Annotated in this window: 8 protein-coding genes; 2 read left to right on the forward strand and 6 right to left on the reverse strand. The window is 69.3% G+C overall.

Annotation, left to right across the window (positions count from 1 at the left end):
- Positions 1-27: 27 nt before the first annotated feature.
- On the forward strand, positions 28-3,264 hold the full coding sequence (locus TBR22_RS00305; RefSeq protein WP_239490950.1) for an amidohydrolase family protein: 3,237 nt from the start codon (positions 28-30) through the stop codon (positions 3,262-3,264).
- 76 nt (positions 3,265-3,340) lie between these two features.
- Here TBR22_RS00305 and TBR22_RS00310 read toward each other — a convergent pair whose 3' ends face one another.
- The 6 genes from TBR22_RS00310 to TBR22_RS00335 all read right to left on the reverse strand — a co-directional run bounded on the left by TBR22_RS00310 (position 3,341) and on the right by TBR22_RS00335 (position 10,574).
- A complete protein-coding gene (locus TBR22_RS00310) occupies positions 3,341-4,852 on the reverse strand; it encodes a sulfatase (RefSeq protein ID WP_239490951.1) in 1,512 nt (503 codons plus the stop codon).
- A gap of 106 nt (positions 4,853-4,958) precedes the next feature.
- The gene (locus tag TBR22_RS00315; RefSeq protein ID WP_239490952.1) at positions 4,959-5,390 is read right to left on the reverse strand and encodes a TA system VapC family ribonuclease toxin; all 432 of its coding nucleotides are present in this window, start codon (positions 5,388-5,390) and stop codon (positions 4,959-4,961) included.
- The gene (locus tag TBR22_RS00320) at positions 5,390-5,635 is read right to left on the reverse strand and encodes a CopG family transcriptional regulator (RefSeq protein WP_239490953.1); all 246 of its coding nucleotides are present in this window, start codon (positions 5,633-5,635) and stop codon (positions 5,390-5,392) included. Before TBR22_RS00320 ends, TBR22_RS00315 begins: the two co-directional genes overlap by 1 nt.
- Positions 5,636-5,853: 218 nt before the next feature.
- Positions 5,854-7,872 (reverse strand): hypothetical protein, encoded by a 2,019-nt coding sequence (locus tag TBR22_RS00325; RefSeq protein ID WP_239490954.1) that lies wholly within the window; start codon positions 7,870-7,872, stop codon positions 5,854-5,856.
- Positions 7,873-7,950: 78 nt separating this feature from the next.
- Positions 7,951-8,466 (reverse strand): response regulator transcription factor, encoded by a 516-nt coding sequence (locus TBR22_RS00330; RefSeq protein WP_239490955.1) that lies wholly within the window; start codon positions 8,464-8,466, stop codon positions 7,951-7,953.
- A gap of 161 nt (positions 8,467-8,627) precedes the next feature.
- Complete coding sequence (locus TBR22_RS00335) at positions 8,628-10,574, reverse strand: ATP-binding protein (RefSeq protein ID WP_239490956.1); 1,947 nt, start codon at positions 10,572-10,574, stop codon at positions 8,628-8,630.
- 180 nt (positions 10,575-10,754) lie between these two features.
- Between TBR22_RS00335 and TBR22_RS00340 the strand changes: the two genes are divergently transcribed.
- Positions 10,755-12,413, forward strand: a complete 1,659-nt coding sequence (locus tag TBR22_RS00340; protein WP_239490957.1) for a GMC oxidoreductase — start codon at positions 10,755-10,757, stop codon at positions 12,411-12,413.
- The last annotated feature ends 46 nt before the right edge of the window (positions 12,414-12,459 follow it).

Genomic DNA, 12,459 nt, shown 5'->3' on the forward strand with positions numbered 1-12,459 from the left:
GAATGACGAAGGCCGACAGTGAACCGCATGATCCCCACCCGTCCCCTCGTCCTCTCCCTCGCCGTGCTGTTCGCGCTCGGCGTCGCCCCCTCCGCGCAGCAGACCCAGCCGGCCGCGGCCGATGCGTCGAAGAAGGACGCGCCGTGGGACGTGGCTGCACCGCTCGGCCCGACGCAGGTGCTCTCGTTCGAGACCGACGAGGGCACGTGGATGAACGTCGACGTGAGCCCCGATGGCAGGACGATCGTGTTCGACCTGCTCGGCGACCTCTACACGATGCCGATCGCCGGCACGGGAAGCGGCCTGGCCACGCGGATCAGCAGCGGGCCGGCCTTCGACATGCAGCCGCGCTTCAGCCCCGACGGCAAGCGGATCGCCTTCAGCAGCGACCGCAACGGCCTCTGGAACATCTGGGTGATGCAGGCCGACGGCAGCGGCGCGACGCAGGTGTCGAAGGAAGCGCGGTGGTTCGTCAACAGCCCGACGTGGGCGCCCGACGGTCTGTCGATCTACGCACGCAAGCACTTCGTGCGGCAGCGGTCGCTCGGATCCGGCGAGATCTGGCAGTTCCACGTCGCCGGTGGCGAGGGGCTGCAGGTCACCGAGAAGAACGGCTGGCAGAAGGACACCGGCGAGCCGGCCGTGTCGCCCGACGGGCAGGTGCTGTACTTCAGCAAGGACGTCACGCCCGGCGACACCTTCGAGTACAACAAGAACCCGTTCGGCACCATCTACGCGATCCTGCGCCGCGACCTGAAGACCGGCCGTGAACGCACCGTCACGGGCGGCACGGGGGGCGCCATCACCCCGCGCGTCTCGCCCGACGGCAAGTCGCTCGCCTTCATCCGTCGCGTCGACACCGGGAGCCGCCTGTTCGTGCGCGACCTGGCCACCGGCCTCGAGACGCCGGTGTTCGATGGCCTCGACAAGGACCTGCAGGAGGCGTGGGCCGTCCACGGCGTGTACGCACAGTACGCGTGGCTGCCCGACGGCTCAGGCTTCGTGATCTGGGGCAAGGGAAAGATCTGGCGCGTCGACCTCGCGAAGAAGGCGGGCACGCCAATCCCGTTCCGCGCGAACGTCGAGCAAACGGTCAACGAGGCGCTCCGGTTCCAGCGCGAGGTGCACCCGGAGCGATTCGCGGTGCGCATGCTGCGCCATGTGAAGGTGTCGCCCGACGGCCGCAGCGTCGTGTACAGCGCGCTCGGGCATCTCTACGTCCGCGCGTTGCCGAGCGGCGAGCCGCGTCGCCTCACGCAGGACGCCGCCCACGAGGCGTGGCCGTCGTTCTCGCCCGACGGTCGCTCGATCGCCTACGTCACGTGGGACGACCAGGCGAAGGGACGCGTGCGGGTGATCGGCGTCGACGGGCAGGGCGCGCGCGACGTGGTCGCCACGCCCGGCCACTACGCCTCGCCGTCGTTCTCGCCCGACGGCGCGTCGATCGTCTATCGCGCAACCGGCGCCGACGTCGACCGTGAGCTGGCCTACGCGGTGGATCCAGGCATCTTCGTGGTGCCGGCCGCCGGCGGCACGCCGCGCAAGGTGACCGACGGCGGGCAGGAGCCCCTGTTCAACCGCGACGGCACCCGCATCTTCCTGCGCGATCGTCGTGGTGACCAGAGCGTGCTCCGCAGCGTGACGCTCGAGGGCGGCGACGAGATCGTCCACGTGCAGTCGGAGAATGCGATTCAGATCGTGCCCTCGCCCGACAACAAGTGGGTGGCGTTCACCGAGCGCTTCAAGACGTGGGTGATGCCGTTCCCGGCGACCGGCCGCCCCGCGACCATCGCCGCCGGGAGCACCGCGTATCCCATCGCGCAGGTGTCGCGCGACGCCGGGTTCTCGCTGCACTGGTCGGCCGACAGCCGTCGCGTGCACTGGACGCTCGGCCCGGAGCTCTTCACCCGCGAGCTCACGAAGACCTACGCCTTCATCGAGGGCGGGGACGCCACGCCGGCGCCGCCCGAGACCGCCGGCGTGAACATCGCCTTCACCACGGCCGCCGACGTCCCCACGGGCGAGGTCGCGTTCACCGACGCGCGCGTGATCACGATGGCCGGCAACAATCGTCGTGAGGTGATCGAGCGTGGCACCGTCGTGGTCCGCGGCAATCGCATCGTCGCGGTCGGCGCAGCGGGGAAGGTGTCGATCCCGGCGGGGGCCAGGCGCATCGACGCCGCCGGCAAGACCATCATGCCGGGAATCATCGACGCCCACGCGCACCTCGGCGGCCCCGGCGACGGCCTCATCCCGAAGGCCAACTGGCCGCTGATGGCCAACCTGGCGTTCGGCGTCACCACCTCGCACGACCCCTCGAACGACACCGAGACCATCTTCACGGTGGCGGAGATGGTGCGCAGCGGCGCGATCGTCGGCCCGCGCGTGTTCTCGACGGGCACCATCCTCTACGGCGCCGAGACGCCCTTCAAGGCGGTGGTCGCGTCCCTCGAGGACGCGCGATCGCACATGCGTCGCATGAAGGCGGCCGGTGCCTTCTCGGTGAAGAGCTACAACCAGCAGCGGCGCGACGCGCGGCAGATGATCATCAAGGCAGCGCGCGAGCACGAGATGCTCGTGGTGCCCGAGGGCGGCTCGCTGCTGTACTACAACGAGACGATGATGCTCGACGGCCACACGGGCATCGAGCACAACCTGCCGGTGCCGAACCTGTACAAGGACGTCACCACGCTCTTCGCCCGGAGCGGCCTCGGCTACACGCCCACGCTCATCGTGTCGTACGGATCCCAGAGCGGCGAGAACTACTGGTACCAGCGCGACGACGTGTTCAGGAACGAGCGGCTGCTGACGTTCGTGCCGCGCGAGGTCGTGCTGCCGCGCGCCCGGCGCCGCGGCATGTCGTCGGAGGACGACTACGCGCACGTGCTCGTGTCGAAGGGCGCCAAGGCGGTGCTCGACGCCGGCGGCAAGGTGCAGCTCGGGGCGCACGGCCAGTTGCAGGGGCTCGGCGCGCACTGGGAGCTGTGGATGCTGCAGCAGGGCGGCATGACCAACCACGAGGCGCTGCAGGCGGCGACGATTGCCGGCGCGCAGTACCTCGGGCTGGACAAGGACCTCGGGTCGCTCGAGGCCGGCAAGCTCGCCGACCTGGTGGTGCTCGACGGGAACCCGCTTGTCGACATCCGCCAGAGCCAGACGGTGCGGATGGTGATGGTCAACGGCCGGCTGTACGACGCCGCGACGCTGAACCAGCTCGCACCCGTCGCACAGGAGCGCCCGAAGCTGTATTGGGAGCGTAACTAACGTTTAACGTTTAACGTGTAACGTGCAACGCCAGACGCCAGACGCCAGACGCCAGACGCCAGACGTCAAACGTCAGTTACTGATACGTCCACTTCAGCACCCACGGGTCCGACGTGCGCTCCTGGAAGGCGCGGAGCCGGGCCTTGTAGGTGGCCAGCGTCTGCGCGTGCCCGGGGTCGTTCGCGAGGTTGCGCGACTCGTGGGGATCCTGCTCGAGGTCGTACAGCTCGAACTCGTCGCGCTGCACGTAGCGCCCGACGGTGCGCTTGCCGTAGGAGGCCTCGGCGCCGCCCTTCCACGCCGACTGCCAGGTGGCCGACGACCACAGGTCGGTGGAGAACGGGAAGGGCAGTTGCCAGGCTACGTTCCAGATCAGCTTGTAGCGCCTGTCCCGCACCACGCGCATCGGGTAGTACATCTGGATCTCGTGGAAGGTGTGCGACGCATACACCTCGTCCCACCCGGTGAGCGGCTCGCCGCGCATGGCCGGCAGGAACGATCGTCCGTGCAGCCCGTGCGTCTCGGGCAGCGTGGCGGTGGCCCGCACCTCGCCGCTGGCGATGTGCTGCTTGTACGTCGGCGACGTCGCGCCGGCCGCCTCGAGGATCGTCGGCGTGATGTCCACCCAACTCACCATGGCATCGGAGGTCACGCCCCGTCGCTGCGCCTGCGGATGCCTCACGATCAGTGGTGATCGGAGGCCGGGCTCGTAGACGGTCGTCTTCGCGCCAGGGAACGCGGCGCCGTGGTCCGAGAGGTAGACCAGGAGCGTCCGCTCGTACACGCCGGCATCCTTGAGCACCTGCACCATGCGGCCCACGCCCTGATCGAGGCGCGCGATGGACTGGTAGTACTGCGCCAGTTCGGCGCGCGTGGCCGGCGTATCCGGCAGCCAGGCCGGCACCACGACGTTCGCGGGATCGAACGTCACGGTCTGCACGCCCGGGTAGCCCTCCGGGCGATTCCCGAAGCGGTCGGGGCCGGTCTTCGTGCCGTCCGTCGTGCCTCCGCCGCGATGCGGATCGGAGGTCGCGATGTACAGGAAGAACGGCCGCGCGTCGCGGGCACTCACGAAGGCGCGCGTACGCTCGGCCATGTCCACGGTGTTGCGTCCGTCGGCGCCGAGCACCTGCTCGAACCTGTAGGTGTCGGCGGGGGCGACGTGGAACTTGCCGATGCGCGCCGTGCGGTAGCCCGCCTCCTGCAACAGCACCGGCAGCGGGCGCAGGTTGGCGTAGCTCTGGAAGTGGCTGTAGTCGTGCTCGTGTCCGTACTGCGCCGTGCGGTGGTTGTGCAGCCCGGTCAACAGCACCGATCGACTCGCGCTGCAACTCGCGGTGGTCGCGTACGCATGCGGGAAGCGCACGCCCTCGGCCGCGAGCGCGTCGAGATGCGGGGTCTTCACCGCGGGGTTGCCGTACGCGCCGGTGTCCTGCCCGTGGTCGTCGGCGACGAACACCACGATGTTCAGGCGCGGCGTTGGCACGGGCGTCGTGCCCTGCGCGAAGGCGGTGCTGGTTGCGGCGACCACGCCGAGGCAGAGCCACGACGCGACGAGGCAGGCGACGGTCCGATGGAGGAGCGGCATGCGTGCCCGGAAGCCTATCAGCGTCCGGGCTTCTCGAGAGGTAGGGCGCGGTGTCCTTGGGCGCCGAAGCGCATAGCGCGAAGGTGTCCCACCGCGCCGTCTCCCGTCAGCCGATCACCGTCAGGTGCCCTGCGTCTGCCGACGGTACGGCGCGCAGCGGTACGTGCTGGTCGAAGGTCACGAAGCGCCCGCCCCGCGCGGCTGCGAGTGCGAGCAGGTAGGCGTCGGTGGCGTGGCGCGAGGTCAACAGCTCCGACCAGCGGACGGTGTCGGCCGCGAGCAGGTCGGTGTCGGCGCTCCAGAACTCGTGGTGGGGCGTTGCGGCCGCGGCCTGCAGGCGCTCGGCGACCTGTGCGGCCGGCTGCATGTTCGGATATGCCGACTGCGCCATCACCCGGATGCAGCCGAGCTGCGTGAGCGGGCAGGAGGCCCAGCCGTGCCCGATGTGATCGGCCAGCCACCGGCTCGCCAGGTGGTGGTGGACGTGTGCCGCGTCGAGCAGCGCGATCAGGACGTTGACGTCGAGTAACCCCCGCATCAGACCCCGTCGCGGTCGCGCAGGTCGTCGATGACCTCGTTGGTGACGAGCGTCTTGCCCGGCGGAAAGGGGCGGAATCCGAAGACGACGGGCCTGTCGCGGATGTCGCCGAGTTCGGCCGGCGGGCTGGTGAGGGCCCGTCGCGCGAGCAACGACAGCATCTCGCCGGCGGTCAGGCCCTCTTTCCTCGCAAGCGCCTTCACCGCCGCCAACACGTCGTCTTCGATGTCGAGAGTGGTTCGCATCTGATGATCTGATGCTATCGCATCAGCATCATGGTCCACAAACCCCGCGTCGCTGTGGCGGAGGCCGCTCCGCCTACCGGCTTCGGCGAGCCAGGCATCCGCCCTACCTGTGTGGTGGGGCGCAGCGTGTGCGCCGACATCGCGCGCAAAGTGGGGCGCGGTGGTCCCCACCGCGCCGTTGTCAGCCATTCGATAGCGGCGGCGTGATGAGCGCCGCCCTACTTGGACAGGAAGTTCTCCAACGCCCACACCTGCGGGCGCTTCTGGACGCGCACCGTCGACATCAGCCCATCCTTGTTGATGCTCAGCCCAAGCATCTCCGCTGGCAACCGGTGGCTCACGCGTGCCCCGCCGGTCGCAGGGTACGTCCACAGTTCGGTCCGCCCCGTCGGGAACTCCCTGGCGAGCACCACGACATGCTTGTCGTCCGGGCTCCAGTCGAGTCCCCACATCACGTTTCGATCCGTGCGGAAGTCGCGGGAGTAGAGCCGCGTGTACGCGCCGCTGGCCAGGTCGACGACGCCGAGATTGGGGCCCGACCGCACGGCCAGCTTCGTGCCGTCGCGCGAGAGGATCAGGTTCGGGACCCGAGTGAAGTCTTCATGGAGTACGCGCTCCGTGCCGGTCTCGAACGAATACGCGACGAGCTTGCCCGCAGGAGTGCGACCGTAGATGGTCTTCCCGTCGTGCGACGGCACGAACGCTGCGTTCCAGCTCGCGCCAAGGGGCGTCGTGAGGAACGTGGCAGCACCATTGACCGGATCCACCCGATACAGTCCCTCCTTGCCGTCGGCACTCAGGCCTGCCACCAGAAACGACGTGCCGTCGTGGCTCCACTCGGCGCGGCGCACTTCCTCCAGTTGAACGGTGATGGACGACTGCCTGCTGCCCGCCGCCGAGCGCACGACGACGCGGTTCGGCCTGACCGTCCACATGACCTGACTTCCGTCGGGCGAGAACTTCAACCTGCCACTCGCCATGCCGACGGCGGCCTCGTCAGCGGGGAACTCGGCCACCGTGGCGCCCAACGTTCCCGTTCCGAGGTCCACGGCACCAAGCCAGCCGTCGGCGCGACGGTTGCGGAGGCCGTACAGCAGACGCCCATCAGACGTCATGCCCAGGGGCTCGCCGACGTTCGACACGCCGAAGATCTGCTGCGGTGTCCCGGCAGCCTTGCCCTGCGTGATGGGCACCTTGAACAACGAGGTCGTGCCCTCCCGCTCTCGGGAGACGAGCAGCGCTTTGCCGTCCGGGGTCCACGCCATCATCTGCGCGTCGCTGGCGGCGGTCTCCGACGATACCGACCCATCCACGGGCACGACGTGCACGGAGGCTGGTCCACCGGCCACGGCGCTCTCTTCATAGGCCAGCCAACGGCCGTCCGGGGAGAAGCGGATCCGGTTCTTGGGCCCGGCGGTCGTCTTGAGCACGCGTTCCTGCCCGGAGTCGGCCGACCACAGCACGAGTGCGGTGATCCACCGAGGCTCCGCCCCCTGCAGCACCCACCCGGCAATCCACTTGCCGTCAGGCGACCACGCCTGCACCGACAGTCCTGGTGCCCGGCGCAACGTCCGCTCGCCGGTGCCGTCGGCGTTGATCACGCGCGCCTGGAAGAAGTCGCCCGTCTTCACCGAGGCCTCGTCCCAGCCGTCCCACACGAACGCGATCCGCTTGCCATCCGGCGACAGTGCCGTGTGCTCGACCTGGCCCTGCGCCTTGACCGATCCGCCCGTGTTGGTGATGCGGCGCTCGTCACCGGTCACGAGGTCCTTGATCACCACGTCGTCGGTGGTCCAGTTCACGAACGACAGATATCGCCCGTCGGCCGACGCCGACGCCTGCTCGTTGGTGGCCTCATCCCACAGCAGACGCGTCCTCGGTCCACTCACCGCCTTCGCACCGCCCATCGCCGCCAGGCGTGCGCGTGCTTGTGCCGCCGCATCCGCCTGGTCGCCGAACTCCCTCACCGCGCGCTCGTACGCCGCGCGCGCGTCCTTGTCGCCGAGTCGCTCGTAGCACGCCCCCAGGCGCACCAACGCCCGGGCGGCCACCGTGCGATCCGCGGCACTGGCCAACTGCTTGTAGAGCGCGATCGCGCCGGCCAGGTCGCCCTCCACGGTCTCCTTGGTGATGGCGGCCTGCAGCCGCACCTCCGCCTGCGTGTTCCGCTGTGCCTCCACCGCCACGGATGCCACCGCCAGCGCAAGTCCCAGGATCATCGTCGTCGTTGGTCGCATGTCGATCACCTCTGGGCACAGCCTAGGGAGGCGCCATCTGACCCTGTTTGGAAGACTGTCTGATGTTGGTCAGAGTGATCAGCCGTCGAAGCGGTAGCCCATGCCGCGCACGCTCGTCAGGTAGCGCGGCTGCAGCGGGTCGGGCTCGATCTTCCGGCGCAGGTTCATCACGTGGTTGTCGATCACGCGGTCGGTGGGGGCGCTGTCGGGCCGCCACACTTCGTCCATCAGCCGCTCGCGCGTCATGAGCCGCCCCCGACGCCTGACGAACGTCGTCAGCAGCTTCCACTCGAGTGGCGTGGTGTCCAGCACGGCGCCTGCACGGCGGACCTCGCCCCGCGTGAAGTCCACCTCCACGTCACCGAACGCGTAGACGTCTGCGGTCTCGGGCGCGGCACGCCGGAGCAGCGCCTTCACCCGCGCCCGCAGTTCGAGCGCACCGAACGGCTTGGTCAGGTAGTCGTCGGCGCCGAGCTCGAGGCCCAGCACCTTCTCGGCCTCCAGCGCCTTCGCGGTGAGCATGAGGATCGGCGTGCGTACGCCTGCCTGCCGGAGCTCGCGGCAGATGGCATACCCATCCTTCCCGGGTAGCATCACCGTCGAGCAGGATGGCGTCGAAGCCGCCCTTCGCCGCGCGCTCGTACCCGGCCTGGCCGTCGCTCGCCACCTCGACGACGTGCCCCTCGGACGCCATCTCGTTCTTCAATCCCAGCGCGATGCCGGGCTCGTCTTCGATGATCAGGATGCTCGGCATCTCACTCCATTCCCGGCAGCAGGATCGTGAACGTCGTGCCGTGGCCAGGCTCGCTCTCGAGGCGGATCTCGCCCCCGTGCCGCTCGACGATGTGACGCACGGTGGCGAGGCCGATGCCGGTGCCGCGGATCCCCCGCGCTCGCGCGGCCTCGCCGCGAACGAACTTCGCGAACACCCGCGCCTGTTCGCTCTTCGGAATCCCCAGCCCCTCGTCTCGCACGCGAAGGGCCACGCGCCCTCGCTCGTCGCCAACTTCCACCCACACCGTCCGCGTCGCCGGCGAGTACTTCACCGCGTTGTCGAGCAGGTTCCACAAGGCGCTTGCCAGGGCAGGGCGATCCCCGCGAATCAGGGGCACGCGGTCGCCTGAGCTGAACTCCACGCGGTAGCCCTGCGCTTCCACTTCACGCTGGAACTCGGCGACGACGTCGCGCGCGATCTCCACGGGATCGTGCTCCTCGAACCTGTATTGCTCGGCACCGGCCTCCATCCGCCCGAAGTCGAGCAGGCCCTCCACGAGTCGTCGCAGGCGCTGGCTTTCCCGCGCCAGCGTGCCGTAGTACTCCCGCCGCGCTTGCTCGCTGACCACGGCGCCGGAGTCGAGTTGCTCCGACAGCAGGCACAGCGACGTGAGCGGCGTGCGGAACTCGTGCGAGATGGCCGACACGAAGTCCGATTGCAGTCGGCTCACCTCGATCTCCCGCGTCACGGCCCGTGCGACGACCACGCCTCCGCCGAGGACGAGGACGCCGATGATGGCGAGGGCCGCGAGCAGCAGGCGCTGTCGCGTTGCCGTCGGGCCCAGGACCAACTCGGGCCGCACGGTCCGCGCGTGGACGTTCCAGGGCAGGGAGGTGGTCGCTGCGAGTCGCACGGCCTCGCTGCCGGCGTCGGTCGTTGCGCCTCCCCACACCGGGCGTCCGTCCGGATCGGTGAGTCGAAGGGCCAGCCCCTGCTCCTCGAGTGTCTCCTTCAGCGCCGCGGGCCACTGCGTCTCGAGCCATTGCGGACCGAGGACCACACCCGCGTCGTGGCGCCACGCCGCGAGGAAGGCGAGTCCGCTCTCGTGCACCACGGCGCGCCTCGATCCGGCCCCGGTGCTGCGCGCCATGTCCGCGACCTGCCCGGCCACGGCACTCAACGCCTCCGCGCGCGTGTTCCGCGGGCGGCGGACGAGCCGTTCGGACTCCTGGATGAAGTACTCGTACGCACCCCGATCGAGGCGGTAGGTCCCCGCGTCGAGCGCGTCCCTCAGTGACCGTGCCTCCGTTTCCGCGGGCGCCCTGCGCCCGGCACGCTCGAGCAGGCTCATGCGCGCGTGCAGCGCCACGAGCGGCGCGGGCCGGTCGCCCACGCGCGCCTGGCCCAACCGCCCCAGGGCGAGGTACGACGCGAGTGCCTCGTCGACGCGCTCCTGCTTGCGCTGTATCCGCGCGATGCGCAGCACGGCCGCCGCGCGGATCGACAGGTCGGGGCTGTTGGTCAGGCCCTGCAGGATGACCTGGGCTCGCCGAAGATCCTGCTGCTGGAACTCGAGCGCGTCGGCCTCGATGAACGCGGCCGTCGGCTCTGGCGGCGCAGGCGCGACGGGGGAGAAGACGAGACGGCCCGCGGGGTAGGCGCTCGCGGTGCCTTCACGCATGAGCAGGACGACGCTGTCGTCGCCGAGCTCCCCGGCAATCGCCGCGGCTCGTTCGGCGGCCGCGGAGTCCTGCCCGGCAGCGAGGATGGCCAACCGCTCCTCGACCTGCGACACGGCACGTTGCAGAGCGGCCACGGCAAGATCTGCGGCATTCTCCCGCTGCTCGTGCATGCGCTGCGCGGCCACCTGCCGGTCCTGCACCGCCAGGCGCCACCCGAGCCAGAGCAAGGTACCGGCGAGCAGGAGCGCGATGGCGAGCGACACCACCATCCAGCGCCGAAGCGGCAGCCACCCTGTCCGAGTCATGCGTGGGTCACCACCGCTCCGCAGGGTACGGCAGTTGGCGGTCAGATTGCCGTCGGGCGTGTGTCTGGATCGTGTCTGACATAGGGCACGGTGTGCACGACGACGTGGCGCGCAGGTAGGGCGCGGTGTCCCTACCGCGCCGTTATCGATTGATCGTGTTGGTCGGCGTAGTATTTCCCGGTGCACATCCAGGCTGCTCCGCGTGTCTACCCCGTGATCGTCGTCGGCTCCGGCGCCTCCGGGGGCATGGCGGCCTGGAACCTCACGCGGCAGGGCGTCGACGTGCTGATGCTCGACGCCGGCGAGAAGTTCGATCGCGCGACGTTCTGGACGCACGTCACGCCGTGGGAAGAGCGGGCGCGCCGGGCCCGCGGTGAGCGACCGCCCGAGTTCTTCCTCGACACGAAGGAGCAGCCCTACGTCACGCCTGAAGGACGTCCGTTCCAGCTCAATCGCGTGTGGGGGCTCGGTGGCAAGACCAACATCTGGGGCCGCGTGTCGCTGCGTTACAGCGAGATGGACTTCCGCGCCGGCGAGCGCGACGGCTGGGACATCCCCTGGCCGATCCACTACAGCGACCTGGCGCCGTACTACGACAAGGTCGACCAGCTTATTGGCGTGACCGGCGGCGACGACGACTCCGAGGTGCTGCCGGGGAGCAAGTACTTCCTGCCGTCGCCGAAGATGCGCTGCGCCGAGGTCGCCATGTGGCGCGCCGGCGAGAAGATCGGCATGCCGTTCGTGCGCGGGCGCCGCGCCAACATGACGCGGCCGGTGCGTGGCTTCCCGGCCTGCCACTACTGCGGCCAGTGCGGGCGGGGCTGCGACACCGCGTCGTTCTTCTGCTCGGCCGACCACCTCATTCCCGACGCCCTGAAGACCGGCAAGCTCGAGATCCGCTCCAACGCTGTCGTGGCGCGCATCCTCGTCGACGACAACGGGCTCGCGAAGGGCGTGCAGTACTTCGACAGGAAGACCGGCGCCGAGCGACAGGTGCTCGGCAAGGTCGTGGTGATGGGCGCCAGTTGCGTCGACACGACGCGCATCCTGCTCAACTCGACGTCGACCCGCCACCCCAACGGCATCGGCAACGGCAGCGACGTGATCGGCCGCTACCTGTGCGAGCAGATCCGCCTGAACGCGCGCGGGTTCATGCCGTCGCTCTACGGCAAGGAAGCCACCGACGACAAGGGCATCAGCGGCGAGCACGTGTACATGCCGCGTTTCAACCATCGCCCCGAGCGCAAGCGCGACTACCTGCGCGGCTTCGGCATGCAGTTCTGGAACACCGGCACGAGCGATCAGGGCGCCGGGCACTACGCCCGCGGGATCAAGGGCTTCGGCAGCGCGTTCAAGGACGACGTCCGCAAGCGGTTCCCGGCCTACGTCGAGCTGCACCCGTTCGGCGAGGTGCTGCCGTACGCCGACAACCGCATCACCGTCGACAAGGATCGCACCGACAGGTACGGCGTGCCGCTGCCGCGCATCGACTACACGACGCGCGAGAACGAGCGGAAGATGCTGGCGCACATGGCCGATGCGATCGAGGAGCTTGCGCACGCCTCGGGGATCGAGCTGTTCGACTACCGGCGGATGGAAGCCGATCGCAACGGGTCGGCCATCCACGAGCACGGCACCTGTCGCATGGGCGACGACCCGCGCAAGTCGGCGCTCAACAGGTTCAACCAGATGCACGAGGTGAAGAACGTCTTCGTCGTCGACGGATCGTCGTTCACCGCCGCCTCGGAGAAGAACCCCACCATCACCATCCTGTCGCTCGCCTGGCGCGCGACCGATTACCTCGCCGAGGAGATGAAGCGCGGGAGCATTGACGTCTGACGTCTGACGTCTGACGCACTTCGCGTCGACCTGAAGGTCGACGCCT

Origin of the sequence: Luteitalea sp. TBR-22 (genome assembly GCF_016865485.1) — a bacterium.
In the GTDB taxonomy this organism is placed as follows: Bacteria; Acidobacteriota; Vicinamibacteria; order Vicinamibacterales; family Vicinamibacteraceae; genus Luteitalea.